The organism is Pseudooceanicola endophyticus (genome assembly GCF_018760365.1).
In the GTDB taxonomy this organism is placed as follows: Bacteria; Pseudomonadota; Alphaproteobacteria; order Rhodobacterales; family Rhodobacteraceae; genus Pseudooceanicola; species Pseudooceanicola endophyticus.
Genome location: NZ_JAHIAB010000003.1, coordinates 382,773 through 408,968, shown reverse-complemented (window position 1 = coordinate 408,968; position 26,196 = coordinate 382,773). Strand labels below are relative to the sequence as shown.

At 68.2% G+C, this 26,196-nt stretch carries 23 protein-coding genes; 15 read left to right on the top strand and 8 right to left on the bottom strand.

The genetic code is table 11. From position 1 onward, the window contains the following. Nucleotides 1-115: 115 nt before the first annotated feature. On the top strand, nucleotides 116-2,389 hold the full coding sequence (locus KM176_RS08235; protein ID WP_160893259.1) for a sensor histidine kinase NtrY-like: 2,274 nt from the start codon (nucleotides 116-118) through the stop codon (nucleotides 2,387-2,389). Nucleotides 2,390-2,396: 7 nt separating this feature from the next. Continuing rightward, on the top strand, nucleotides 2,397-3,821 hold the full coding sequence (gene ntrX, locus KM176_RS08230; protein ID WP_160893257.1) for a nitrogen assimilation response regulator NtrX: 1,425 nt from the start codon (nucleotides 2,397-2,399) through the stop codon (nucleotides 3,819-3,821). A 15-nt stretch (nucleotides 3,822-3,836) separates the two neighbouring features. Here the strand turns inward: ntrX and KM176_RS08225 are convergent, their stop codons facing one another. From KM176_RS08225 to KM176_RS08215, 3 genes are read right to left on the bottom strand one after another with little or no spacing between them, the layout of a single operon-like run. Beyond that, nucleotides 3,837-4,424 carry a retropepsin-like aspartic protease family protein gene (locus KM176_RS08225; RefSeq protein WP_311136146.1) on the bottom strand — a complete coding sequence of 196 codons (588 nt, stop codon included), beginning with the start codon at nucleotides 4,422-4,424 and terminating at the stop codon, nucleotides 3,837-3,839. Nucleotides 4,425-4,484: 60 nt separating this feature from the next. After that, nucleotides 4,485-5,102: a MarC family protein gene (locus KM176_RS08220; protein WP_160893255.1), complete on the bottom strand. Its 618-nt coding sequence runs from the start codon at nucleotides 5,100-5,102 to the stop codon at nucleotides 4,485-4,487. A gap of 38 nt (nucleotides 5,103-5,140) precedes the next feature. After that, a complete protein-coding gene (locus KM176_RS08215; RefSeq protein WP_160893253.1) occupies nucleotides 5,141-7,003 on the bottom strand; it encodes an ABC-F family ATP-binding cassette domain-containing protein in 1,863 nt (620 codons plus the stop codon). Between the two features lie 280 nt (nucleotides 7,004-7,283). Between KM176_RS08215 and ndk the strand changes: the two genes are divergently transcribed. Continuing rightward, nucleotides 7,284-7,706 (top strand): nucleoside-diphosphate kinase, encoded by a 423-nt coding sequence (gene ndk / locus KM176_RS08210; protein WP_160893251.1) that lies wholly within the window; start codon nucleotides 7,284-7,286, stop codon nucleotides 7,704-7,706. 163 nt (nucleotides 7,707-7,869) lie between these two features. Here the strand turns inward: ndk and KM176_RS08205 are convergent, their stop codons facing one another. The 3 genes from KM176_RS08205 to KM176_RS08195 are packed head-to-tail and all read right to left on the bottom strand — an operon-like array spanning nucleotide 7,870 to nucleotide 8,840. Further along, nucleotides 7,870-8,247 (bottom strand): DUF4112 domain-containing protein, encoded by a 378-nt coding sequence (locus tag KM176_RS08205; protein ID WP_160893249.1) that lies wholly within the window; start codon nucleotides 8,245-8,247, stop codon nucleotides 7,870-7,872. A 4-nt stretch (nucleotides 8,248-8,251) separates the two neighbouring features. Continuing rightward, complete coding sequence (locus KM176_RS08200) at nucleotides 8,252-8,440, bottom strand: YqaE/Pmp3 family membrane protein (RefSeq protein WP_160893247.1); 189 nt, start codon at nucleotides 8,438-8,440, stop codon at nucleotides 8,252-8,254. Between the two features lie 55 nt (nucleotides 8,441-8,495). Beyond that, entirely contained in the window at nucleotides 8,496-8,840 is a 345-nt protein-coding gene (locus KM176_RS08195; RefSeq protein ID WP_160893245.1) for a TfoX/Sxy family DNA transformation protein, read from the bottom strand. Nucleotides 8,841-9,078: 238 nt separating this feature from the next. Here KM176_RS08195 and KM176_RS08190 point away from each other — a divergent pair, with 238 nt between their 5' ends. From KM176_RS08190 to KM176_RS08165, 6 genes are all read left to right on the top strand, one after another. Beyond that, nucleotides 9,079-10,734 (top strand): ABC transporter ATP-binding protein/permease, encoded by a 1,656-nt coding sequence (locus tag KM176_RS08190; RefSeq protein ID WP_160893243.1) that lies wholly within the window; start codon nucleotides 9,079-9,081, stop codon nucleotides 10,732-10,734. Beyond that, the gene (locus tag KM176_RS08185) at nucleotides 10,731-12,338 is read left to right on the top strand and encodes an ATP-binding cassette domain-containing protein (RefSeq protein ID WP_160893241.1); all 1,608 of its coding nucleotides are present in this window, start codon (nucleotides 10,731-10,733) and stop codon (nucleotides 12,336-12,338) included. Before KM176_RS08190 ends, KM176_RS08185 begins: the two co-directional genes overlap by 4 nt. 145 nt (nucleotides 12,339-12,483) lie before the next feature. Further along, nucleotides 12,484-14,100, top strand: coding sequence for a cytochrome ubiquinol oxidase subunit I (locus KM176_RS08180; RefSeq protein WP_160893239.1), 1,617 nt, complete (start codon nucleotides 12,484-12,486; stop codon nucleotides 14,098-14,100). 5 nt (nucleotides 14,101-14,105) lie between these two features. Then, nucleotides 14,106-15,269, top strand: coding sequence for a cytochrome d ubiquinol oxidase subunit II (gene cydB / locus KM176_RS08175; RefSeq protein WP_160893237.1), 1,164 nt, complete (start codon nucleotides 14,106-14,108; stop codon nucleotides 15,267-15,269). A gap of 13 nt (nucleotides 15,270-15,282) precedes the next feature. Further along, the gene (gene cydX, locus KM176_RS08170) at nucleotides 15,283-15,399 is read left to right on the top strand and encodes a cytochrome bd-I oxidase subunit CydX (protein ID WP_160893235.1); all 117 of its coding nucleotides are present in this window, start codon (nucleotides 15,283-15,285) and stop codon (nucleotides 15,397-15,399) included. A gap of 63 nt (nucleotides 15,400-15,462) precedes the next feature. Continuing rightward, nucleotides 15,463-15,801, top strand: coding sequence for a carboxymuconolactone decarboxylase family protein (locus KM176_RS08165; RefSeq protein WP_160893233.1), 339 nt, complete (start codon nucleotides 15,463-15,465; stop codon nucleotides 15,799-15,801). 133 nt (nucleotides 15,802-15,934) lie between these two features. On the opposite strand, the gene KM176_RS08160 is transcribed toward KM176_RS08165, so the two are convergent. Further along, complete coding sequence (locus tag KM176_RS08160) at nucleotides 15,935-17,476, bottom strand: phospholipase D family protein (protein WP_160893231.1); 1,542 nt, start codon at nucleotides 17,474-17,476, stop codon at nucleotides 15,935-15,937. Between the two features lie 270 nt (nucleotides 17,477-17,746). Between KM176_RS08160 and KM176_RS08155 the strand changes: the two genes are divergently transcribed. From KM176_RS08155 to KM176_RS08130, 6 genes are all read left to right on the top strand, one after another. Further along, nucleotides 17,747-19,039 (top strand): amidohydrolase family protein, encoded by a 1,293-nt coding sequence (locus KM176_RS08155; RefSeq protein WP_160893229.1) that lies wholly within the window; start codon nucleotides 17,747-17,749, stop codon nucleotides 19,037-19,039. A gap of 168 nt (nucleotides 19,040-19,207) precedes the next feature. Continuing rightward, entirely contained in the window at nucleotides 19,208-20,197 is a 990-nt protein-coding gene (locus KM176_RS08150; RefSeq protein WP_160893227.1) for a BMP family protein, read from the top strand. A gap of 11 nt (nucleotides 20,198-20,208) precedes the next feature. After that, nucleotides 20,209-21,561 (top strand): amidase, encoded by a 1,353-nt coding sequence (locus KM176_RS08145; protein ID WP_311136145.1) that lies wholly within the window; start codon nucleotides 20,209-20,211, stop codon nucleotides 21,559-21,561. Continuing rightward, a complete protein-coding gene (locus KM176_RS08140) occupies nucleotides 21,558-23,087 on the top strand; it encodes an ABC transporter ATP-binding protein (RefSeq protein WP_160893225.1) in 1,530 nt (509 codons plus the stop codon). The genes KM176_RS08145 and KM176_RS08140 overlap by 4 nt, the downstream gene beginning before the upstream one ends. Next, nucleotides 23,077-24,129, top strand: a complete 1,053-nt coding sequence (locus KM176_RS08135; protein WP_160893223.1) for an ABC transporter permease — start codon at nucleotides 23,077-23,079, stop codon at nucleotides 24,127-24,129. Before KM176_RS08140 ends, KM176_RS08135 begins: the two co-directional genes overlap by 11 nt. Then, complete coding sequence (locus KM176_RS08130) at nucleotides 24,126-25,067, top strand: ABC transporter permease (protein ID WP_160893221.1); 942 nt, start codon at nucleotides 24,126-24,128, stop codon at nucleotides 25,065-25,067. Before KM176_RS08135 ends, KM176_RS08130 begins: the two co-directional genes overlap by 4 nt. On the opposite strand, the gene epmA is transcribed toward KM176_RS08130, so the two are convergent. After that, nucleotides 25,064-26,104 carry an EF-P lysine aminoacylase EpmA gene (epmA, locus tag KM176_RS08125; protein ID WP_160893218.1) on the bottom strand — a complete coding sequence of 347 codons (1,041 nt, stop codon included), beginning with the start codon at nucleotides 26,102-26,104 and terminating at the stop codon, nucleotides 25,064-25,066. The two genes, KM176_RS08130 and epmA, sit on opposite strands and share 4 nt — an antisense overlap. Nucleotides 26,105-26,196 lie beyond the last annotated feature (92 nt).

Below are 26,196 nucleotides of genomic sequence, written 5' to 3'. Positions count from 1 at the left end.
CACATAACCGTGGCCGATCGGGGACATAACCTCGTAACGGCCACAAAATATGGCGGTTGGCGTCCCTGATGCCACATGAGGGCGGGAGTGGCCTGTGGCGGCCCGAACACGACACATGAGCGGGAGCCGCATCATCCAGCTGCGGCGCCTGCGCAAGTGGCAGAATTTTGCCACCCTGGGTCTGGTCCTTCTCGGCCCCGTCCTCGTGCTTTCGACATTCATGGTGCTGGGCCCCCTGGACAAGGGGGCCTCGGCCTCTTCGCTGCGCCTCGTGCTGCTGGCGGACCTGGTCTATGTCATCGTCGTGGCGGCGCTGGTGCTGCAACGGGTGGCAAGGATGATCGCCGCGCGGCGGGCGCAGTCCGCCGGGTCGCGACTGCACCTGCGGCTGACCGGGGTCTTCACCCTGATGGCGCTGATCCCGACCGTCTCGGTCGCGGTCTTTGCCGCGCTGACCATCAACATCGGGCTGGAAGGCTGGTTCTCTCAGCGGGTGCGCTCTGTGGTGGGGACCTCGCTCGAGGCGGCGCAGGCCTACAAGGAAGAGCACCGCGACGATCTGGTGCAGGATGCCGATGCGCTGGCGAACCTGCTGGATTCCTCGCGCGATGCCTCGTTCTACGTCGGCGACGGTGAACTGCGGCAGGTTCTGACCTCCGGCCAGTCGCAGATCCAGCGCGGCCTGCGCGAGGCCTATGTGATCGACGGCGCCGGAGAGATCCGCGCGCGCGGCGACCGGTCCTACCTTTTCGACTACGACAAGCCGACCGAGCCGCAGATGAAGGAAGCCCGCCAGAGTGGTCTGGCCGTCATCGAGGACTGGGACAACAACGAATTCCGCGCCCTCGTGGCGCTCAAGCGCTTCCCCGACCGTTACCTTTACGTGACCCGGGAAGTCGACGGCAAGATCCTGAGCCTTCTGGACAACACCCAGGAGACGGTACGCCTTTACCAGCAGCTGGAACACGAACGGGGCCGCGTGCTGTTCGAATTCGCGCTGCTTTACCTCGGCTTTGCGGTGATCCTGATCCTGGCCGCGATCTGGCTGGGCCTGTGGTTTGCCGAACGGCTCTCGCGCCCGGTGGGGCGTCTGACGGCGGCGGCGCAGCAGGTCGGTGCGGGCGATCTGAACGTGCGGGTCTACGAGGATGGCGGGGATGACGAATTCTCGGAACTGTCCCGCTATTTCAACCACATGACGCGCGAACTTCGTCATCAGCGCGAAGAACTGCTCAGCAATACCGACCAGATCGAGCAACGCCGCCGTCTTTTCGACAGCGTGCTGGGGTCGGTCACTTCGGGCGTGGTCGGGCTGGATGCGGAGGGGCGGGTGACCTTCGTCAACCGCTCGGCGGAACGGCTGCTGGACTGGCACGAACGCAAGCAGGCCCTGATGGTGGGCGAAGCCGTGCCGGAATTCGCCCCGCTCTTTGCCGAGCTGGTCTCCTCGCACCGCGAAGTGGTGCAGGAAGAGATCCGCGTCAGCCGGGGCGGCACGCTGGAGAACCTGCTGGTCCGGATGGCAACGCGCCGCAATGCCGAAGGAGAGGGCGAGGGCTACGTTGTGGCCTTCGACGACGTGACCGACCTGGTGGCGGCGCAGCGCATGGCGGCCTGGGGCGATGTGGCCCGCCGCATCGCGCATGAGATCAAGAACCCGCTGACCCCGATCAAGCTGTCCGCGGAACGTATCCGCCGCAAGTTCGGCCGCTACCTGGACGCCGAGCAGGACGGCAACCTTCAGAACCTGACCGATGTCATCGTGCGCCAGACCGACGACCTGCGCCGAATCGTCGACGAATTCTCCAAGTTCGCCCGGATGCCCGAGCCGCAGCGCAAGCCCGAGGACCTGGCGAAGCTGCTGCGCGACGCGGTGCTGCTGCAGCAGAGCGGCCAGCCGGAGGTCAGCTTCGAAGTGGCGCTGGCCGAGGGGCCGCTGATCGCCTCGCTGGATGCGACGATGATCAACCAGGCGCTGACCAACCTGATGAAGAACGCGGGCGAGGCCATCACCACCCGCACCGAGAAGATGCCCGGCGGCTGGTCGCCGCAGATCCGCGTGACGCTGGACGTGGAGGAGGGCCGCACCGCCGATCCCCAGGCGGTGATCCGGATCGCCGACAACGGCATCGGCCTGCCGGAAGACCGCGCCCGGCTGTTCGAGCCCTATGTGACCACCCGGGACAAGGGCACCGGGCTGGGGCTGCCGATCGTCAAGAAGATCATCGAGGAACATGGCGGAACGCTGTCCCTGGAGGATGCGCCCGCCTTCGAGGAAGGTGCCCACAGAGGCGCCATGGCCGTGGTCCGGCTGGTTCTCTGCGCCACCGGCGCGGACGTGGACCGGGACACGGAAACGTCAGAAAAAGCAGATAAGTTAGAGGTATGAGGGTAAGATGTCGGATATTCTGATCGTCGACGATGAACGCGACATCCGGGAACTGATCTCGGATATCCTGCAGGATGAAGGCTATGCCACGCGGATGGCCGGCAATTGCGACACCTGCATGGCAGAGGTCCGCAGCACGCCGCCCGCCCTGATGATCCTGGATATCTGGCTGAAGGACAGCGAGATGGACGGGATCGACATCCTGAAGGCGGTGAAGCGCGACTATCCCGACATCCCGATCATCATCATTTCGGGCCATGGCAATATCGAGATCGCGGTCGCCGCCATCAAGCAGGGCGCCTACGACTTCATCGAGAAGCCCTTCAACATCGACCAGCTGCTGGTGGTGATCCGCCGCGCCATGGAGGCAAGCCGCCTGCGCCGGGAAAACTCCGCCCTGAAGCGCCAGGGCGGCGAGGCCTCCGAGATGATCGGCGAAAGCCCGGCCTTCCGGGGCCTGATCTCCCAGCTCGACAAGGTGACGAAATCCAATGGCCGGGTGATGCTGACCGGCGCGCCGGGCTCGGGCAAGGAACTGGCGGCGCGCTACGTCCATGCCAATTCCGCCCGGGCGGAGGCGCCCTTCGTCGTGGTCAACTGCGCCCAGATCGAAGCCGACCGCATGGAAGAGGTGCTGTTTGGCCGCGAGACCGCAGAGCGCGGCATCGAACCGGGCCTGCTGGAACAGGCCCATGGCGGGGTGATCTATTTCGACGAGGTGGCGGACATGCCACTGGGCACCCAGTCGAAGATCCTGCGGGTGCTGGTGGACCAGCAGTTCCTGCGCGCGGGGGGCTCGGACAAGGTGCGGGTGGATCTGCGGGTGATTTCCTCGACCAGCCAGGACCTGGAGGATGCGATCCTCACCGGGCGCTTCCGCGAAGAGCTGTATCACCGGCTGAACGTGGTGCCGATCCGGGTGCCGATGCTCTCGGAGCGGCGCGAGGACGTGCCGCTGCTGGCACGCCATTTCATCGAGGTGCTGCACCGCAGCCAGGGCCTGCCGAAACGCGCGCTCTCGGAGGAGGCGGCCTCGCTCATGCAGACGCTGGCCTGGCCCGGCAACGTGCGCCAGCTGCGCAACGTGATCGAACGCATCCTGATCCTGGGCGAGGGCAGCGGAGAGATCCCGGTCGAGGAAGTACCCGGCGACGAGGAGCGGCGCGGCGTCGATGACGGCCGGGTCGTGATCTCGGGCGCGCTGGCCATGCTGCCGCTGCGCGAAGCCCGTGAGGCCTTCGAGCGGGAATACCTGCTGACCCAGATCAACCGTTTTGGCGGCAATATCTCCAAGACCGCTCAGTTCGTCGGCATGGAGCGCTCGGCGCTGCACCGCAAGCTGAAGTCGCTGAACGTGGTCACCACCAGCCGCTCCGGCGGGCGCATCGCGCAGTATGACGACATGGAAGAGACCGGCACCGCCGCGGAATGACGGACCCGGCGCGCCTTACCGGATCAGGTGAAGCGCGCCGCCCGATATTTCGATCCGGCCGAACCGTTCCAGGTAGTCCATGCCCAGCAGCGGCGCCACCAGCGCGCCGTCGTTGACCATGGCGCGCACGTCGTGGTCGGTGACCCCGCCCAGCGTCAGGCTGTCAAGGCGCACCGGTGCGATCCGCACCTGGCCGTTGGCGGTGCCCGCGACCCCGGAATAGACCAGCTTGTCGGGATCAAGGCCGACCTCGCGCGCGGCCTCGCGCGTCAGGACGATCTGGCTGGCGCCGGTATCGACCAGAAAGCGCACCGGGCGACCATTGACCTGCACATTGGCATAGTAGTGGCCGTCGGGCTGCCGGGGCAGGGTGATCTCGGTTCCGGCGGCGCTGACCTGCTGCTGGGGCACCAGGATGCCCTTCACATTGTCCCACAGCCCGATCCCGGCGATCAGCCCGACAAAGATCAGCGCCCAAAGCAGCGCATGGCGCATCATCTGGCCCAGCCGCCCCCGGTAGGAGACCAGCATGTAGGAGCCCACCGCGACCAGCAGCACCACCAGATAGGCGAGATGTCCGTAATCCTGTCCGTTCATGCCCATGATATAGGGGGTCCCATCGGGAACGTCACCGGGGCAGGCTGCGACAGATGCGTGATCGCGTCAGCTGGCAAAGCCGAAGGCCTTCAGCCCGTCCAGAACGAACTGCACCGACAGCGCCGCCAGCAGCATCCCCATCAGCCGGGTGATCACGTTGATCCCGGTCTTGCCCAGGGCGTGCTCCAGCAGCCCGGTGGTCTGGAACAGCAGCCAGACGACGCAAAGCACGGCGATCACCACCGCCAGCACCACCAGCACGCCCGACAGCCCCGGATGCTGCCCCGACAGCAGGATCACCGAAGCAATGGCCCCAGGCCCCGAGATCAGCGGGATCGCCAGCGGAAAGACCGAAGGGTCTGGCGCCTCGACATGTTCGCTCTGATCCTCGCGCCGCTTGGTGCGCTTCTCGAACAGCATCTCCAGCGCCGTCAGGAACAGCAGCAGCCCGCCCGCGATGCGGAAGGCCGGCATGGAGATGCCGATGAAGCCCAGTACATGCTCTCCGAACAGCGCGAAAAGCGCCAGCACCGCAAGGGCAATGGCGCAGGCCCGCAGGCCGATGGCGCGCCGTTCCGCCGCCGTCCGCCCCTGGGTCAGCGCCGCGAAAAGCGGCGTCAGACCGATCGGGTCGATGATGACGAAAAGCGTCGCGAAGGCGGTGACAAGGAAGGTGCTGTCCATAGGCCCTTATGGCGTGTGCCCGGGGGGCTTGCCAAGCCTCAGGCGCTTTCCGCCGTCTCCAGTTTCTCCAACGCGGCCATCCACAGCGCCTCGGCCTTTTCCAGCGCCCCGCGCAGCTCCGCGTATTTGCGGTTCCACACTTCCAGCTCGCCCACCTTCTCGGGCTCGTAAAGCGCGGGATCGGCCAGCTTCTTGGACAGCTTGTCGCCCATCTCGTTCAGCTTGCCGACGCGCTCCTCGCATTTGCGCACCTCGGCGCGCAGGCCGGTGATCGCCTCGCGCGTGGGTTTCTTCGGCTTCTCCTTCACCACCTCCTTCTCCTTCTTGGAGGCGGAGGGGCGCGCCCCCTGCAGCAGCATCTCGCGGTAGCTGTCGAGGTCCTCCTCGTAGGGAGAGACCCGGCCATCCTTGACCAGCCACAGCCGGTCGGCGACGAGGCTCAGCAGGTGCATGTCGTGCGACACCAGGATCACCGCGCCGGAATAGTCGGTCAGCGCCTCGATCAGCGCCTCGCGGCTCTCGATGTCCAGGTGGTTGGTCGGTTCGTCGAGGATCAGCATATGCGGCGCATCCAGCGTCGCCAGCAGCAGCGACAGGCGCGCCTTCTGGCCGCCCGACAGCTGGCCCACCAGCGTATCCGCCTGTTCCGCACCGATGCCGAAGCCCGCCAGCCGCGCGCGCAGCTGCGCCGGCGCCTCGCTCGGGCGTTCACGGCGGATGTGATCCAGCGGCGTCTCGTCCAGATGCAGCTCCTCGACCTGGTGCTGGGCGAAGAAACCGACCCGCAGCTTGGAGGACTTGGTGAACTTGCCGCCCATCGGCGCCAGCCGCTCGGCCAGCAGTTTCGACAGGGTCGACTTGCCCTCGCCGTTGCGGCCCAGCAGGGCGATCCGGTCGTCCTGATCGATGCGCAGGTCCAGCTTGGACAGCACCGGCTTGTCGTCATAGCCCACGACCCCGCCCTCGATCCGCAGGATCGGCGGCGACAGCTCCTCCGGCGTCGGGAAGGAGAAGCGGCGCAACGCGGCCTCCTGCGGCCGGGTGATCGGCGTCATCTTCGAGAGCGCCTTCAGACGCGACTGCGCCTGTTTCGCCTTGGAGGCCTTGGCGCGGAAGCGATCGACAAAGCTCTGCAGGTGGGCGCGGCGCGCATCCTGCTTGTTGGCCTCGGCCTCGGCCACGGCCAGACGTGCGGCCCGGGTCGCGGCGAAGGTGTCATAGCCGCCCTGGTACAGGGTCAGCTTGCGGTCCTCCAGGTGCACGATGGCCCCGACGGCGCGGTTCAGCAGCCCGCGGTCGTGGCTGATCACCAGCACCGTGTGCGGATAGGTCACCAGGTAGCTTTCCAGCCACAGCGCACCTTCCAAGTCCAGATAGTTGGTCGGTTCGTCCAGCAGCAGCAGATCGGGCGCCGAGAACAGCACCCCCGCCAGCGCCACCCGCATCCGCCAGCCCCCCGAGAAGGCCGAGCAGGGCATCAGCTGCTCTTCGTCGGTAAAGCCAAGCCCCTTCAGGATCGAGGCCGCGCGGGCCTCGCCGGACCAGGCGGCGATATCGACCAGCCGGGTCTGGATCTCGGCGATGCGCGCGCCGTCGGTGGCGGTCTCGGACTCCGCCATCAGCGCCGCGCGTTCCTTGTCGGCGGCCAGCACCGTGTCGATCAGGCTCACCTCGTTGCCGGGCACCTCCTGGGCGACGCCGCCGATGCGCGCGCGCGCGGGCAGGGAGATCTCGCCCCCCTCCAGCACCAGCTCGCCCCGGATCAGCTTGAACAGGGTCGATTTGCCGGTGCCATTGCGACCGACGATGCCCACCTTGTGACCATCGGGAATGGTGACCGAGGCGCCCTCCAGAAGGGGGCGGCCGGCAACGGAATAGGAGATATCTTTGATACGCAGCATGGGGCGTCTGTGACGCATCCCCGCGACACCGTCAACGGCCCGCGCGCGCCCGGCTCCCTCATCTGGCCACAAATATCCCGGGGGAGGCGCGGGCCCGCCCGCGCCGGGGGCAGCGCCCCCCTGAGCGTGCCCCAAAGGCATGCCCGCCGGCACGCACCGACACGCACGACGGCACGCACACCGGCGCGATTTGACGGCTTTTCAATCGCACGACCCCATGCTACCCGAGGCCAGATTTTCACGCGGGCAGTCCTGCCCATCCGGAAGAGAGACCAGACACATGGCCACCGAACGCACCCTGTCGATCATCAAGCCCGACGCCACCCGCCGCAACCTGACCGGCAAGATCAACGCCAAGTTCGAAGAGGCCGGCCTGCGCATCGTCGCGCAGAAGCGCATCCACCTCTCCGAAGCGCAAGCCGGCAAGTTCTACGAAGTCCACAAGGATCGCCCCTTCTACGGCGAGCTGGTCGAGTTCATGGCATCCGAGCCGGTCGTCGTGCAGGTGCTGGAAGGCGAAGGCGCGATCGCGAAGAACCGTGAAGTGATGGGCGCCACCAACCCGGCGAACGCCGATGAGGGCACCATCCGCAAGGAATTCGCCCTGTCGATGGGTGAAAACTCGGTCCACGGTTCCGACGCTCCGGAAACCGCGGCACAGGAAATCGCCTATTTCTTCTCCGGCCTCGAGCTGGTGGGCTGAACCTTCCGGTTCCGCTGAAACGGAAAACCCCCGGCAGGCTCTGCCGGGGGTTTTTTCTTGCCTGATGGACGGGCCCTGATGAAGGGCACCTGTCTTGAGGGCCCTGTCTTGCCGGGCCTCCTTGCCGGACGCCGCAGGACCGGGATCTGCCCGGGCGTGGGCCTCAGCCCTCCAGCTCGCGCCGCATCAGGGCGACATTGCGCAGGTTGGCCTTCCAGCCGATGTCGAAGATGTCCCCCAGCACCGGCACCATGCCCAGCAGCCAGTCGAGCATGATATTGCCCGCCATCTGCACGAGCACCCGCTTGCGGATGCCCATTTCCCAGGCCCGGATCACGATCCAGAGCGTCGGCAGCAGGGTCAGCGTGTCGCCCAGCCAGGGCACCAGCCCGACCAGCCCGTCCCAGCCGAAGCGGATCCGCGTGCCGGGCAGGCGGAAGGCCGCGTCAAGGCCGCGTGCCAGACGCTCCAGCCGTTGCAGGCGCAGCAGGTCCTCGGCGCGGGTGCTGCGGGAGGCGTGATGGGTCCAGGTCTGGGCCATCGGCTCAGTCCCGCAGGATGATGTAGAGCGCGTGGATGATGCCCGGGATGTAGCCCAGCAGGGTCAGGATGATGTTGATCCAGAAATGCTTGCCGAAACCGACCTGGAAGAAGACCCCGAGCGGCGGCAGGATGATGGCGAGGATGACGCGCAGGAAGTCCCCGCCGATGGAATCGGTGCGTTGATAGGCCATGCTTTCCTCCGTGGTTGCTTGCCGACCCAACGAAGGCCGGGCGCTGCCGGTTCCCTCAGCCCACAGCGCGGATACCGTGACGTTCCAGGAAGGCGGAGAGGTCGGCGGGCAGGGCATCGCCTTTCGGCCCGGCGCTGCGGGCGCGCTCCAGAACGGCCTCGTAGCGGGTCCTGAGCAGGGCGCGCTCGGCCTTGTCGCAGCTGTTCCAGGGGCGGTCCTGAAGGCCGGTCACCAGGGCGATGAAGGCCATCACATGGGGGCGTCTGCCGGCGCGCACCACCGCCTCGTAACCCGCATCGGCACCAAGGGCGCGCAGCGCCTCGGCGCTGGTGATGCCGGCGGCGTGGAAGGCCTCTTCGAGGGCGGGGCCGAGGTTGCGGATGCTGCGGATCGCGGTCATGGCCGGAGGGTGGCCCCGGATGGGACGCGGGTCAAGGGGAGGCGGGTCGAGGGGAGGCGGGTCAACGGGGGGGGCGCTGCCCCCGTCGCGTCAGGCGCGACTCCCCCGGGATATTTTCGGCCAGATGAAAGAGCCGGGCGCGGGGAAAAGATGTGGGACGCTGTGACGATTCAGTCCATTCAAGGGGGGCGGCATCCGGGATAACCAGAGAAGCCGTGGAAAGAGAAAGGCTTGCAAGATGTCCGAAAAACCCGACAGGGCCGCCGCGCGGGCGGCAGAGGCGCGGCTGATCGCGCCGGTTTCGCCGCAATTGCAGCGCGCCGGGGCGCTTTCGGTGCTGGCCGGGCTGCTCTGGCCGGTGCAGGCGGGCGGGCTGGCCTGGGCGGTCTCTGGCTGGGCCTCCGGGACGGAGGTGATGCAGCGCAGTCTTTGGGCGGCGGCGATCTTTCTGGTATGCGTGCTGCTGCGGGCGCTGCTGGAGCATCGGGCGGGAGCCCTGCTGTTTCGTGCCGCCGACCGGGTGATCGGGGGCGAGCGGGCCCGCATCCTGGGCCGCGAGGCGCTGAGCCGGGAGGCGCGGGGATCGGCGGCGGTGGCCGCGCTTTGCGTGCAGAAGCTGCCGATGCTGCAACCCTGGATCACCCGCTACCGGGTGGCGGCGCTGAAGGTTCTGCTGCTGCCGCTGGCGCTGCTGCTGCTGTCGGGCTGGGTGTCCTGGGTGGTGGCTCTGATCCTGCTGGTTTCCGGGCCGCTGATCCCGCTGTTCATGGCGCTGGTGGGGATGGCCGCCGAGGAGGCCTCGCGCCGGCAGCTGGGCGAGATCGCCTCGATGAACGACATGCTGATGGACCGGCTTTCGGCCTTGCAGGACATCCGGCTTCTGGGCGCGACCGAACGGGCGGCGGCGGATTTCGAGCAGCGCGCCGAGGGGCTGCGCGCGCGCACCATGGCGGTGTTGCGCATTGCCTTCCTGTCCTCCACCGTGCTGGAGCTTTTCGCGGCCATCGGGGTGGCCATGGTGGCGGTCTATGTCGGCTTCTCGCTGCTCGGGGTGCTGACCTTCGGCACCTGGGGGCAGCCGATGACGCTGTCGGGGGGGCTGTTCGTTCTGCTGCTGGCGCCCGAGTTCTTCCAGCCGCTGCGCGATCTGGCCGCCGCCTGGCATGACCGGGCTTCGGGGCTGGCAGTGGCGCAGGAGCTGGCCGAGGCAGAAACCGCCGAGCGGCTGAGCGTGCTGGGCGAGGGGACGCCGGCGACGCCGCTGGCAGGCCCGCTGGCGGTCGAGATCCGCAGCGCGGTGGCCGCCCTGCCGGGGCGCCTGCTGGCGCTGCCGGACCTGACGCTAAAGGCCGGAGAGGCGGTGGCGCTGAGCGGGCCGTCGGGAGCCGGCAAGTCGACATGCCTGATGGCGCTGGCCGGTCTGGTGCCGCTGGCAGAGGGCGAGATCCGGGTCTGTGGCCGGCTTCTGGACGGCGAAACAGCCGATGCCTGGCGCGCCCGAATGGCCTTCCTGCCGCAGCGCCCGCATTTCGGCGACATGACGCTTGAGGCCTACCTGGGCGGCCCGGACGCGGATCTGGAAACGGCGCTGGATCTGGCGCAGGCCGGCCGCATCGTCGCGCGCCTGCCCGAGGGGCTGGCGACGCGGCTGGGGGAGCGTGGCGGCGGGGTGTCCGGCGGCGAGGCGCGGCGGCTGATGATCGCGCGCGCCGTTGCCTCGGAGCGGGAGCTGATCCTGGCGGACGAACCGACCGCCGATCTTGATGCCGAGACCGGCGCCCGGGTGATCCGGGCGCTGCTGGACCTGCGCGGCGCCGGGCGCACGCTGGTGGTTGCAACCCATGATCCGGCACTGATTGCGGCGCTGGATCGCGCGGTGGAGGTAAGCGCATGAAACCGATGCTGAAGATGATGCGGCAATTGCTGGGGGCGGCGCCCTGGGCGATGACGCGGGGCGCCGCGCTGGCGCTGGTGGTGCTGCTGATGGGGGCGGCGCTGCTGGGCCTTTCGGGCTGGTTCATCACCGCCACCGGCATTGCCGGGGTGGCGGGCATGGGCATTGCCTTCGATGTCTTCCGCCCCTCTGCGGGGGTGCGCTTCCTGGCCCTTGGGCGAACGGCGGCGCGCTACGGCGAACGGGTTCTGACCCATGATGCGACGCTCAGGGCGCTGGCGGCGCTGCGGGTCGACCTGCTGCGCCGTCAGGCCCGGGCCGGGGCGCGTGCCCTGGCGCAGCTGCGCAGCGAGACCGCGCTGACCCGGATCATTGCCGATGTCGATGCGCTGGACGGGCTGGTGCTGCGGCTGCTGCTGCCGCTGCTGGCGGGGGGCTGTACCATCGTGCTGGCGGCGCTGGCCCTCTGGGCGCTGGTGGGCGGTGGCGTGGCGCTGATGCTGCCGCTTCTGCTGCTGCCGGGCGCGGCGCTGATCCTGCTGGTGCTGGCGCGGCGCAGCCTAGCACCGGCTTCGGAGGCGGAAGCCGCGCTGCAACGCCTGCGCCGGGGCCTGATCGACATGATCCGTGACCGCGAGGCGCTGATCCTTGCCGGCCAGATCCCCGAACGCCGCGCCGCGCTGGCGCAGGTTGACGGACAGGCCCGTGCCGCTGCCGCGCGGCTGGACCGGGCCGACCGGGGGGCAGGGCTGGCACTGTCGCTGCTGCACGGGATCGCCGTGGCCCTGGCCATCGTGCTGGCGGGGGCGCTGGTGGCCGCAGGGCAGGCGGGGGCCGCCGCCGCCGCCATCGCCGTCTTCGTGACCCTGGCGCTGGCGGAAGCGCTGCTGCCGTTGCGCCGGGGCGTGTCCGAGATCGGACGGATGGCCGATGCGGCGGGCCGGGTCGCGCCCGAAACGCCCGCCGAGGGCGCACCCGACTCCCCCGCGGATCCGGTGCCCGGCGCGCCTGCCATGGTCCTGACCACCCCGCAACAGCAGCTGATCCTGCAACCGGGGGATGCAGTGGCGCTGAGCGGACCCAGCGGTTCGGGCAAGACGACTCTGCTTCTTCAGGCCGCCGGACTGATTCCGATTCCTCCGGAGAGGTCTGTGACTTTTCAAGGAAGGTCGATTTCGCAATGGCGAGAGGCCGATTTTCGCAAGAATGTGATCATGCTGCCGCAACGCAGCGCCCTGATCGCCGGTTCCGTCCGCGACAACCTGACGCTGGCAGGACCCGCCGAAGACCCTGAAATCTGGTCGGTTCTGGATGCGGTTGACCTTGCGGAAGAGGTGCGCCGCCGGGGGGGACCGGACGCGCTTCTGGGCGAGGGCGGCGCCGGCCTTTCGGGCGGGCAGGCGCGGCGGCTGTGCCTTGCCAGAGCCTTGCTGAAAAGGCCTTCGGTGCTGCTTCTGGACGAGCCGACCGAGGGGCTGGACAGCGCCACGGCGGCCCGGGTGATGGCCGGCGTGCGGGCCTATCTGCCGCAGGCCGCGCTGCTGGTGGCGCTGCACCGGGGCGCCGACAGCGGGCTGTTCCAGCGCCGGGTGACGCTTGGGTAAGGCACAGGGATAGGTGATATTGTCACAGGGACTATTCCCGCCAAAGGACTAATGTCCGCCGCGATTGACAGGTCCGTGACTCACGAAATCGCGTAAAACGTGTATACTGTGCGCGGATCTGCCTTGAAGCAAGGAGAAACCGGGAATGGAGCTAGGTGTCGTCGAGCTGTCGCGACTGCAATTCGCGTCGACAGCCCTATATCACTTCCTCTTCGTGCCGCTGACGCTGGGTCTCGCGATCCTCGTGGCGATCATGGAGACTGTCTATGTCATGACCGGCCGCCCCATCTGGCGGCAGATGACCAAATTCTGGGGAACGCTGTTCGGGATCAACTTCGTGCTCGGTGTCGCCACCGGGATCACGATGGAGTTCCAGTTCGGCATGAACTGGAGCTACTACAGCCACTACGTGGGTGACATCTTCGGGGCGCCGCTGGCGATCGAGGGCCTGATGGCCTTCTTCCTCGAGGCGACCTTCGTGGGGCTTTTCTTCTTCGGCTGGGACCGGATGAAACCGGTCACCCACTGCATCGTCGCCTGGCTGGTGGCCATCGGGTCGAACTTCTCGGCCCTGTGGATCCTGATCGCCAACGGCTGGATGCAGCACCCGGTCGGAGCCACCTTCAACCCCGACACGATGCGCATGGAAATGACCGATTTCATGGCCGTGCTGTTCAACCCCGTGGCGCAGGCCAAGTTCGTGCACACCGTCTCGGCGGGCTATGTCACGGCCTCGGTCTTCGTGCTGGGCGTCTCGGCCTGGTACCTGCTGAAGGGCCGCCACCTGGAGCTTGCGAAACGCTCTATCACGGTGGCCTCCGCCTTCGGTCTGGCCGCAGCGCTTTCGGTCGTCGTGCTGGGCGACGAGTCCGGCTATACCGCCGGCGAGACCCAGAAGATGAAGCTCGCCTCCATCGAGGCCATGTGGGAGACCGAGCCCGCGCCCGCCCATTTCACCCTGTTCGGCTTCCCGGACAAGGAAGCGCGCGAGACGCATTACGCGATCCACGTTCCCTGGGTCATGGGCCTGATCGGCACCCGCTCCCTCGACACCCCGATCCCCGGGATCGACGAGCTGGTCGCCAAGAACAAGGACCGCATCCAGAGCGGCATCATCGCCTATGACGCGCTGATGACCATCCGCGCCGACAAGGACCAGGTTCCGGCCGATGTCCGTGCCACCTTCGAAGCGCATTCCGCGGACCTGGGCTATGCCCTGCTGCTGAAACGCTACGTGGACGATCCGCGCCAGGCCACGCCCGCGCAGATCCAGCAGGCCGCGGATGATACCGTGCCCGGAGTCGGCATCCTGTTCTGGGCCTTCCGGATCATGGTCGCCCTCGGCTTCGCCTTCATCGCCGTGATGATCTACTTCTTCTTCCGCTCCTCCTTCAAAGGGCAGAGCTATCCCCGCTGGGCCCTGCGCCTCGCGGTGATCGTGATCCCCTTCCCCTGGATCGCGGCAGAGATGGGGTGGGTCGTGGCCGAATTCGGCCGCCAACCCTGGACCGTGGACGGCGTGCTGCCGACAGCCCTTTCGGCCTCGCAGCTTTCCGTCGGCGACCTGCTGTTCACGCTGATCGGCTTCGTCGCCTTCTACTCTGTGCTCTTCGTCGTCGAGATGGGCCTGATGCTGAAATACATCCGCAAGGGTCCGCATATCGACGTCAAGGAAACCGAAGCCTGGATGGCCCGTCACGAAGCCCGCCTGACCTCGGACCGGGGTGACAAGCCCTACGCCGCAGTGCCGGCAGGGGAGTAAGAGACATGATCCTTTCCAACCTCATCGACTATGAAACCCTGCGGGTCATCTGGTGGGTGCTGCTGGGCGTGCTGCTCATCGGCTTCGCGATGACCGACGGCTTCGACATGGGCACCGCGGCGCTGATGCCCTTCATCGGCAAGACCGACATGGAGCGCCGCCAGGTCATCAACACCGTGGGTCCCGTCTGGGAAGGCAACCAGGTGTGGTTCATCCTGGGCGGCGGCGCGATCTTCGCCGCCTGGCCGCCGCTCTACGCGGTCAGCTTCTCGGGCTTCTACCTGGCGATGTTCCTGATCCTCGCCGCGCTGATCCTGCGCCCGGTGTCCTTCAAGTACCGCTCCAAGCGGGAAGGCACCCGGTGGCGGTCGACCTTCGACTGGTGCCTCTTCGTCGGCGGCGCGGTGCCCGCGCTGATCTTCGGGGTGGCCGTCGGCAACGTGCTGAAGGGCGTGCCCTTCGATCTGACGCCGGACCTGATCCCGCTCTACCCGGGCAACTTCATCCTGAAGCTGCTGTTCCTGCTGAACCCCTTCGCGCTGCTGACCGGCATCGTGTCGCTGACCATGCTGCTGACCCATGGCGCCGCCTGGGTGTCCTTCAAGGCCGACGGCGTGGTGGCGATGCGGGCCCGGGCCATCGGCTCGGTGACCGGCGTGATCTTCCTGGTGGGCTATGCCCTGGCCGGGATCTGGCTGGCGATCGGCATCCCCGCCTATCATCTGGCGGCCCCGGTCGTCACCGACGGCCCGTCGAACCCGCTGTGGTCCGAGGTGACGCGCGGCGGCAGCTGGCTGGCAGCCTATGGCGAACGTCCCTGGATCATCATCGCCCCGATCCTTGCCTTCGCCGGCATGGGTCTGGCGGTGCTGGGGCTGCGCGCCGGCCGCGAGGGCAGCACGCTGCTGTTCTCCAAGCTGGCGATCTTCGGCGCGATCTCCTCGGTCGGGCTGACGATGTTCCCGTTCATCCTGCCCAGCTCGCTGAACCCCACCGCCTCGCTGACGGTCTGGGACGCCTCGTCCTCGCACCTGACGCTGTTCATCATGCTGGTGGCGACGGTCATCTTCCTGCCGATCATCCTGCTCTACACCGCCTGGGTCTACAAGGTGCTCTGGGGCAAGGTCACGGTCGAGGACGTCGCCAAGAACTCCGAAACCGTCTACTGAGAGGACCAATGCGATGTGGTATTTTGCCTGGCTTCTGGGCCTGCCCCTGGCCGCCGTCTTCGCCGTCATGAACGCCATGTGGGTCGAGCTGCAGCGCGACCGGCGCATGGCCGAAGGCGACGAGGAATAGCCGCCCTGATCCAGCCGCCGGGCCCCGCAAGGGGCCCGGCTTTTTCATGTGAGGGACCCCGAGATGAGCTACAAGGAAAAGGCCGAGGAGATGCGCGCCAACCTGCGCACCCTCTACAAGAGCGCCCCCGAAGCGACCCGCGGCTTCGGCACCCTGTCGAAGGCCGTGAAGGAGGCCGGCGTGCTGGAGGAACGGCAAAAGGAGCTGATCGCCACCGGCATGGCCCTGGTGATGCGCTGCGAACCCTGCATCATCAGCCATGTGGAAGCGCTGGTGAAGCTCGGCGTCACCCGCGAGGAACTCTCGGACGTGATTGCCATGGGCATCCAGATGTCGGGCGGTCCGGGGCTGATGTACGGCGCCAGGGCCCTGGCCTGCTACGACGAATTCGCCGCCGCCTGAGAGGCTCTTTCTCATCTGGCCGGAAATATCCCGGGGGAGTCTCCGCTGGAGACGGGGGCAGAGCCCCCAGCCCCCGGTGCCGCCGTCGCTGCCCCCTAAAGGGGAGGCCCCGAAAAAAGGCGGCCCCGGCGCCCTAGAGCATCCATTCCATCGGCAGCAGCCGCAGCACCCTGGTGCGCAGCCGGTTGATCAGCCGGGTGTTCGGCTCGTGATGCCAGAGCACCTCGTTGCCGTCGCCGTCGCGGGTCCGCCAGGTCAGCCGCCCCGGGCGGCTCTGGCTCAGCGCATAGGTGGTCGCCGGCAGGTCCAGCGTGCGGCTCAGCAACCCGGCCAGGCGCGGGCTCTCGATCAGGAACCCCATCTCGGTGTTCAGCCGCGCCGAACGCGGATCGAAGTTGAAACTGCCGATGAAGACCCGCTCGCCATCCATCACGAAGGTCTTGGCATGAAGGCTCGCCGTCGAGCCCGCCAGGGCATGGCGCATCAGCCGTTCATGGGGAAAGACCGGATGGGCGCGCAGCTCGTAAAGCGACACGCCCGCGCTCAACAGCGCCGTGCGATAGCCCATGTAGGCGCTGTGAACCGAGACGACATTGGTCGATTCCAGCGAATTCGTCAGCACCCGGGTCCGCACCCCGCGCTCGGCCAGCCCGCGCAGCCGCCGCGATCCCAGCGGCCCCGGCACGAAATAGGCCGAGGTCACGTCCACCGAATGCCGGGCGCGCTCCAGCAGGGCGCTCAGCGTGGTGATCAGCAGCTTCTCATCCGCCAGCACCCCGGTGCCCTTGGCCGGGTCGTCGCTATAAAGCGTGACCCGCGTCCATTCCAGCGCCGGCTCCTCCTCCCAGAGGTCGGCCACCACCGCCGAGGCCCGGATCGCCTCGACATAGTCCTGGCCCTGCAACGTCTCGCGCGCGGTCTCGGCGGCGGCGTGCAGCCGGTCCAGCCCCGAGGGATGGCCCGCCTTCAGGATCCGCGCCACCGGATAGGCCGAGGCACTGGCCCAGTAGTGATCGAAGGTGCAGGCGGCCTCCTCGGCGGCGGGGCCGGCGGCCAGCACGTCGAAATCGAAGATGTGCACGCCCGGCCCGTAGGCAAAGTAGCCGTCCCCGATATTGCGCCCGCCCAGGATGGTCACCGCCCCATCGGCGGTCATCGCCTTGTTGTGCATCCGCCGGTTCAGCCGCAGGAAGTCGAACAGGTAGTTCAGCGGCCGGGGCCGGCGCAGCACATAGGGGTTGAACAGCCGCACCTCGACATTCTCCAGCCCGTCGAGCGCCGACATCACATCATCCAGCCCGCGCACCCCGTTGTCGTCCAGCAGCAGCCGCACCCGCACCCCGCGCGCGGCTGCGGCGCGCAGCTCGTCCAGCAGCAGCCAGCCGGTCGTGTCGGCCTTCCAGATGTAATATTGCAGGTCCAGGCTTTCCTCGGCGGCGCGCGCCAGCCGGACCCGGGCCGCCAGCGCCTCGCGCCCGTCGCCCAGGGGATGCACGCCGCTGCGGCGGGGATGGTGATGCATCAGCGCCAGAACCCGCGCCCCAAGCGCCGTCCGCCCCGAAATCGGCATCCGCCGCGATCCCCGGCGCACGGCATTGGCGGGCAGGGGGTAGCGCAGGCGCAGCCCCAGGATCAGCGCCACGATCAGGCCGGCAAGGAAAACAACTGTCGTCATGCGGTCCGGGAAAGGTCCTTCTGGTGGCCCAAGGCGTCGTTCCCTACCTTGTAGCGTGTCCCGGGGCTTCGGAAAGCCACTTTCGCGTCAGCCCCGGAGCAGCCCCCCTCGACGGGCGCCCAAAAACAGCGCAAACCCTGCACGGGGCGGCGTTTTTCCTGCCCCCGGCGCGGCCCGGTGCGGGATTGGCTTTGCAGTTTCCCGCGCCCCGGCACAGTCGGGGACGGGCCGCCGCGCCCGCAACCGGAACGACCCCGAAAGGACCCGACGATGTTCGATCTTCTCATCCGCAACGCCACGCTGCCCGATGGGCGCAGCGGGATCGACATCGCTGTGCGGGACGGACGCATCGCGGCGCTGGACACCGGCATAGCCGCCGAGGCCGCAGAGGTCATCGATGCGCAGGGACTGCTGGTCAGCCCGCCCTTCGTCGATCCGCATTTCCACATGGACGCGACCCTGTCGCTGGGCCTGCCGCGCATGAACGTCTCGGGCACGCTGCTGGAAGGCATCGCCCTCTGGGGAGAGCTGCGCCCGACCCTGACCCGGGAAGCGCTGATCGAACGCGCGGTGCGCTACTGCGATCTGGCCGTTTCCAAGGGGCTGCTGGCGATCCGCAGCCATGTCGATGTCTCCGATCCCCGGCTGGTCACCGCCGAGGCGCTGCTGGAAGTCCGAGAGATCGTGGCGCCCTATATCGACCTGCAACTGGTCGCCTTCCCGCAGGATGGCTACTACCGCTGCCCCGAGGCCGAGGCAGCGCTGAGCCGCGCGCTCGACATGGGGGTCGATATCGTCGGCGGCATCCCGCATTTCGAACGCACCATGGCGGATGGCGCGGCCTCGATCGCGGCGCTGTGCCGGATCGCGGCGGACCGCGGCCTGCGGGTCGACATGCATTGCGACGAGACCGACGATCCCCTGTCGCGCCACGTCGAAACCCTGGCCGCCGAGACCATCCGCTTCGGTCTTCAGGGGCGCGTCGCCGGCAGCCACCTGACCTCGATGCATTCGATGGACAATTACTATGTCTCCAAGCTGATCCCGCTGATGGCCGAGGCGCAGCTGCACGCGATCCCAAATCCGCTGATCAACATCATGCTCCAGGGCCGCCATGACACCTATCCCAAGCGCCGTGGCCACACCCGCATCCCCGAGCTGATGGCGGCGGGACTGACGGTGGGCTTCGGCCAGGACTGCGTGCTGGATCCCTGGTACTCCATGGGCAGCGGAGACCTGCTAGACGTGGCCCATATGGCGCTGCACGCGACCCAGATGGGATCGGGTGCCGACAAGCGCGCGCTGTTCGATGCGGTGACGGTCAATTCCGCGAAAATCATGGGGCTTGAAGGCTATGGCCTTGAGGTCGGCTGCCATGCCGACATGGTGCTTCTGCAGGCCCGCGATCCGGGCGAGGCGATCCGCCTGCGGCCGAACCGCCTGAAGGTGATCCGCCGCGGCAAGGTCATCGCGGAAACCGCGCCCGAGGTCACGCGGCTGACGCTCTCCGGGCGCCCGGAGCAGGTCGATCCGGCGGACTACGCCCCGCGCCACGCCTCTTGATCATCTGGTCAGGAATTGCCCGTTTGCCGGGCATTTCCTGCACTTGGCTCTGCCTCAAAGGGGGCGCCGCTTGACAGGGCGGCGGCCCCGCGCCCCCATGGTCCTGCCGCCGCGTCAGGCGGCCAGCAGAATGTCCGCCGTCAGAGCGGACCGCAGAGGGAGACCACCATGACACGCATCCTGATCAACCGCCGCCGGCTTCTGGGCACCGGGGCAGCCCTTGGCGCCGCGACGCTGTTCGCGCCTGCGCTGCGCGCCCAGGGCACCCCCGTGAAGGTCGCGGGCATCCATGCCTCGCCGGTCGAGAACGCCTGGAATTCCGTCCTGCACGCCGCGATGCTGGCGGCCGACCAGGAGGGCGTGATCGACTACACCTTCTCCGAAGGGGTGTCCGGCACCGATTACCCGCGCGCCATGCGCGAATATGCCGAAGCCGGCAATGCCCTGATCGTGGGCGAGGCCTACGCGGTCGAGCGCGAGGCCCGCAGCGTCGCCAAGGACTATCCCGACACCGCCTTCCTGATGGGCTCTTCCGGGGAGGCCTCGGGCGATAATTTCGGCGTCTACGGCACCTGGAACTGGGAGGCCGCCTATCTCTGCGGGATGCTGGCCGGGGCGATGACCCAAAGCGGCACCGTGGGCAGTGTCGGCGCCATGCCGATCCCCGAGGTCAACATGCTGATCAACGGCTTTGGCGACGGCGTGAAGGCGGTGAACCCGGAAGCGAAACACGTCGTCTCCTTCATCGGCACCTTCTTCGATCCGCCCAAAGCGCGCGAGGCCGGTCTGGCGCAGATCGACAGCGGCGCCGACATCCTGTTCGGCGAACGCATCGGCACCGCAGATGCCGCGAAAGAGCGCGGGATCAAGGCCATCGGCTCCATGATCGACTACACGCCGCGCTACCCGGACACGGTCTTTGCCAATGCCATGTGGTCCTTCCGCCCGCTGCTGGACGCGGCGCTGGCCGATGTGGGCGCCGGCAATCCGGTGGGCAAGAACTACACGCCCCTCAGCCTGATGAAGGACGGCGGCAGCGATATCAAATACGTGGAGGGCGTGGCCCCCGAGGCCGCCGTGAAGAAGATGCTGGAGACCCGCGCCGCCATCATGGCCGGGGAATTCGAGGTGCCGCGCAACTTCGAGGCCCCGGCCTGACGACCCGACCCGTGACGACCTTTTCCGATGCCCTGGACCTCGCGCAGGCGATTTCCGGTGGGGGGATTTCCCCCGCCGGGGCCATGGCGCTGGCGCGGGGGCGCGCGGCCGAGGTCGCGGATCTGGGGGCGCTCAGCTGGCTTTGCGACGAGGATGTGCCCGAGGGGCAGGCCGGTCCCTTCGCCGGCGTGCCGCTGCTGGTCAAGGATCTGGGCGGACCTTTCGCGGGCATCCCGATGCGCGCGGGATCTGCCGCGTTGCAGGGCAGGAAGGGCGCCGCCGACAGCGATCTGGCGGCGCGCTTCCGGGCGGCGGGGTTCCGGCCCTTCGGTGCGACCACCGTTCCGGAGTTCGGCCTGTCGCTGTCTTCCGAGCCGCAGGTCGGGCCGCTCTGCCGCAATCCGCTGGATCCCCGGCTTGGCGCCGGGGGATCCTCGGGCGGCAGTGCGGCGGCGGTTGCGGCGGGGATCGTGCCGCTGGCCCATGCCACCGATGCCGGGGGCTCCATCCGGGTGCCGGCGGCGTCCTGCGGGCTGATCGGGCTGAAACCCTCGCGCGGGGCGATCCCGGGGGGGCCGGGCTTTGGCAACCATCTGGGCGGGATCGCCAGCGAATTTGCGCTGACGCGCAGCCTGCGCGATGCAAGGGCGCTCTGGCCCTGCCTGACGGGACGGGTGCGCGGACCCTATCCGGATCTTGCGCAATTGCCCGAGGAGGGGCGCTTTACCCTGGGCATCGTCCTCGACACCCCCGGCATCGCACCCGAACGTCAGGCCGCCGTGGAAACCGCCGCCCGCGTGCTGGAGGCCGCGGGCCATGCGCTGAGGGTGATCCCCGCCGCCCGGCTGGACCGCATCCGGCGGGTCAGCGCCCGGGGGTTTGACCGGATCATCTCGGCCAACCTGGCGGCCCTTGGCGATGCGGGGCTGGATCTGTCGCTTTGCGAACCGCTGACCCAGAGCTTTGCAAACCGGGGCAAGACCCTGAGCGCAAAGGATCTCTGGTCCGCGCTTGAGGCCGGGACCACGGCGGCCCATGCCCTGTGGCATCTCTTCGAAGAGGTCGACGTGCTGCTCACACCGATGCTCTCCTGCGCACCGCTGCCGCTGGGCGCTTTCCCCACCGATCACGCGGATCCGGAGGCACAGCTGCACCGGATGGACACCTATGCGCCCTATGCGGCGCTGGCCAATATCACCGGCGCTCCGGCGCTGACCCTGCCGGTCGGGGCCGATGCCGCCGGCCTGCCGCTGCCGGTGCAGCTGATCACCCCCATTGGCGGCGACCTGCGCCTGCTGTCCCTAGCCGCCCCGCTGGAGGCGCTCTGGACCCATCCCATCCCGCTGTTCGGAGGCTGCGCATGACCCCTGTCCTGGAACTGTCGGGCATCACCAAGCGCTTCGGCGCCGTCACCGCGAACGAGGATGTCTCCCTGCATCTGGATCAGGGTGAAATCATCGCCCTTCTGGGCGAGAACGGCGCCGGGAAGACCACGCTGATGTCGATCCTCTTCGGCCATTACACCGCCGATGCGGGTAAGGTGCGGGTGAACGGTGCGCTGCTGCCGCCCGGGCGGGCGCGTGCGGCGATCCGTGCCGGGGTCGGCATGGTGCATCAGCATTTCGCCCTCGCGCCCAACCTGACCGTGCTGGAAAACGTCATGGCCGGGACCGAGCCCCTGTGGCGGCTGCGTTCGGACCGCGCCGGGGGGCGGGCGCGGCTGCTGGCGCTGTCGCAGCGCTTCGGGCTGAAGGTCGATCCCGAGGCCCGCGTCTCCGACCTTTCGGTCGGCGAATGCCAGCGGGTCGAGATCCTGAAGGCGCTGCATAATGAGGCGCGGGTGCTGATCCTGGACGAGCCCACCGCCGTGCTGACCGCGCAGGAGGCCGAGGGCCTGTTTGCCACCCTGCGGGAGATGGCATCCCAGGGCCTGTCGCTGATCTTCATCAGCCACAAGCTGCACGAGGTCATGTCGGCCTCGGACCGGGTGGTGGTGCTGCGCCGGGGCCGGGTGGTGGCGGAACGGCGCACCGCCGACACCTCGAAGGAGGAACTGGCCGAGCTGATGGTGGGCCGCGCCGTTGCCCGCCCCGAACGGCGTCCCGCGCGTCCCGGCGCGGTGCTGCTGGAGGCGGTCGGGGTGCAGGCCAAGGGCCTGAAAGACCTCAGCTTCCGGCTGCATGGGGGGGAGACGCTGGGGATCATCGGCGTCTCCGGCAATGGCCAGACGGCGCTGGCCGGGCTGGTTTCTGGCCTGCTGGCCCCGGCAAGGGGCGATCTGCTGATCCGCGGGCAGCGTCCGGCGCGCCACGACGTGCCCCACGCCATTGCCGCCGGGATCGGCCGCATCCCCGAGGACCGCCATGCCGAGGGCACGATCGGCGACATGACTCTGTGGGAAAACGCCGTGCTGGAGCGGATCTGGGCGCCGGAATTCTCGGCCCATGGCCGGGTGAAGCGCGCTGCCGCCCGTGCCGCGACCGAGAAGATCCTGAAGGATTACGACGTGCGCGGTGCCCGGGTGGACGGGCGCATCCGGCTCTTGTCGGGGGGCAACATGCAGAAGCTGATCCTGGGCCGGGTGCTGGAGGCCGGGCCCGATATTCTGGTCGCGGCCCAGCCCTCGCGCGGGCTGGACGAAGGTGCGATTGCCGGGGTCCATGCCCGGCTGCTGGAAGCCCGTGCGCGCGGCGCCGGGGTACTGCTGATCTCGGAGGATCTGGAGGAGGTGCTGGCGCTTTCCGACCGTATCCGTGCCATCGTCGACGGGCGGCTGTCGCCCGCGATCCCGGTGGCGCGCGCCGATGCCCGGCTGCTGGGACTGATGATGGCGGGCGACTGGGACGCCGCCGCCGCCATCGAAAGCGGGGAGACGCCCGATGCGCCTTGAACGCCGCGACAGCCCCGCCGCCGCGCTGACCCTACTGGCGCCTCTGGGCGCGATCCTGGCGGCACTGCTGCTGATGGGCCTGCTGATCATGCTTGCGGGAGGAGACCTGCTGCGCGCCTACGGCCTGATCCTGAAGGGCGCGCTTGGCTCGCGGCTTGGCATTTCCGAGACGCTGACGCGGGCGACACCGCTGATCCTGACCGGGCTCGCGGCGGCGGTGGCCTTCCGCGCGCGGCTCTGGAACATCGGGGCCGAGGGGCAATTCTACATGGGCGCACTGGCGGTGGCGGCCTTCGGGATGATCCCTGCCGTGGCGAGCCTGCCCGCGCCGGTTGCGATCCTGCTGTCCCTGATCGCGGGGGCCGTGGCGGGGATGATCCTGTTGCTGGTGCCGCTGGGACTGCGGCTGAAATTCGGCGTCGACGAGGTGGTGACCAGCCTGCTGCTGAACTTCGTCGCGGTGCTGTTCGTGTCGATGATGATCGACGGGGCGATGAAGGACCCGCTGGCCTTCGGCTGGCCGCAATCGGTGCCGGTGCCCGACAATGCGGTGCTGCCCAAGCTGCTGTCGCGCTCGCGCCTTCATGCGGGGCTGCTGATCGCGCTGGCCGCCGCGCTGGTGATCTGGTGGGTGCAGGCGCGCACGGTCTTCGGGCTGCGGGCGCGGGCGGCGGGCCTCAGCCCCCGGGCGGCAGCCTTCGCGGGCGTATCCCTCGGGCGCACGCTGATCGGCATCGCCTGCCTGTCGGGGGGCCTTGCGGGCCTTGCCGGCGCGATCGAGGTCATGGGGGTGAAGGGCTATGTCACCACCGACCTGTCCCCCAGCTACGGCTATTCGGGGATCGTCATCGCGATGCTGGCAAACCTGAACCCGCTGGGCGTGATCGGCGCGGCGCTGTTTTCCGCCGTCATGTTCGTGGGCGCCGACAGCATGTCGCGCGCCATGGGCATCCCGTCCTACATCGCCGATGTCACCGTGGCGCTGTCGCTGCTGTGCATGCTGGTGGCACTGTTCCTCACCCAGTACAGGATCCGCAGATGAGCATTCTTCTGGATATTCTCGGCTCGGTCGGGCTGTGGGAGGCGGTGCTGCGCATTGCGACACCGCTGGTCTTCGGCACGCTGGGCGTGCTGCTGTGCGAACGGGCAGGGGTGCTGAACCTCGGGATCGAGGGGATCATGACCTTCGGTGCCATGCTGGGCTGGCTGACCGTCCATGGCGGGGGCGATCTGTGGCTGGGGATGCTGGCCGCTGCTGCCGGAGGGGCGCTGTTCGGTCTGCTGCACGGGCTGATGACGGTCGTGCTGGGCCTGTCGCAGCACGTCACCGGGCTGGGCATCACGCTTTTCGCCTCAAGCTTTGCCTATTACGTCTTCCGCCTGGCGGTGCCGACCTCGTCCAGCCCGCCGACGGTCACGCCCTTCGCGCCCTGGCCGGTGCCGGGCCTGTCGCAGATTCCCTTCCTGGGGCCGGTGCTGTTCGACCAGACGCCGCCGACCTATCTGGCGCTTGTGCTGGTCGCGGTGCTGGGCTGGGTCCTGTTCCGCACGCCGCTCGGCCTTGCCATCCGCATGGCCGGAGAGAACCCCCATGCGCTGGACGCCCAGGGCATCGACCCTATCCGCCTGAGGATCGGCGCAGTGATGGCGGGATCGGCGCTGATGGGGATGGGCGGCGCCTTTCTGACGCTGGCGGCCTTCAACAGCTTCTTCCCGACCATGGTGCAGGGGCGCGGCTGGATCTGCGTCGCGCTTGTCGTCTTCGCCGTCTGGAGGCCGGGCCGCGCCTTGCTGGGCGCGGGCCTCTTTGCCTTTTGCGATGCCTTCCAGCTGCGTTTGCAAACCGTGGTGGACGGCGTGCCCTACCAGCTTTTCCTGATGCTGCCCTATGTGCTGTCGATCCTGGCGCTGATCGTCATGGCACGGCGCGCCCGGGTGCCCCAGGCGCTGATGCAGCCCTACCGGCGGGGAGAGCGCTAGCCGGAAATCGGCGTCCAGATCACGTCATCGACCGAGGGGGCGGCGGTTGCCAGCATCGCCAGCCGGTCAAAGCCCATGGCAATGCCCGCGGCCTCGGGCATCAGGGAAAGTGCCGCCAGGAACTCTTCATCCAAAGGATAACGTTCGCCGTAGATCCGCTCCTTTTCGTTCATTTCCGCCTCGAACCGGCGGCGCTGTTCCTTCGGGTCCGTCAGCTCTCCGAAACCATTGGCCAGCTCCACCCCGCAGGCATAGACCTCGAAGCGCTCGGCCTCGCGCGGGTCATCGGCGCAGGTGCGCGCCAGCGCGGCCTCGGCCACCGGATAGCGATCCAGCACGGTCAGCCGGTCATGGCCCAGATGCGGCTCCACTTTCTCGGACAGGAGGCGCGAGAAGATGTCGGACCAGGTGTCATCCCCGGCCAGCAGGACACCGGCAGCCTGCGCGCCCGCGGCCAGCGCATCGCGATCCGTGCGGCCATCGGGCAAGAGCGTCGCCAGAAGGTCGATCCCGGCATGGTCGCGAAACGCCTGCGCGACCGAGATCCGCTGAAACGGCACGAAGGGATCGCAGGACAGCCCCCTGTGGCGCAGCAGGGGGCTACCGGCGGCCTTGCAGGCCAGGCGCGCCATCTCGGCCACGTCCTGCATCAGCACGGCGTAATCCTCGCCGGTGCGATACCATTCCAGCATGGTGAATTCGGGGCTGTGCCTCTGGCCGCGTTCGCGGTTGCGCCAGACATGGGTGAAGGCGGCAATGCGCGGCTCGCCCGCTGCCAGCAGCTTCTTCATGGCGAATTCAGGCGAGGTGTGCAGGTACATGGTCCGCGCCGCACCATCGTTGCCGATCATCGCGGTGGAAAAGGCATGAAGATGCGTCTCGTTCCCGGGGCTGGGGACAAGGGCGTTCGGATCGACCTCGACAAAGTCCTGCGCCGCAAGGAAGCCCCGGATGGCCGCCTGCGCACGGTTGCGCGCCAGCAGCGCCGGGCGGCGGTCTGCGTGTCGGGAGGGGCTCCACCACGGGGATTGGGACATGAAATGCACCTGAAGTCTGGATTTTCCTGTAATCATCGGCTAGGGCCGGGCACGATCGGGCGCATACCCTGCGCCGCAGCCACCCACAAGGA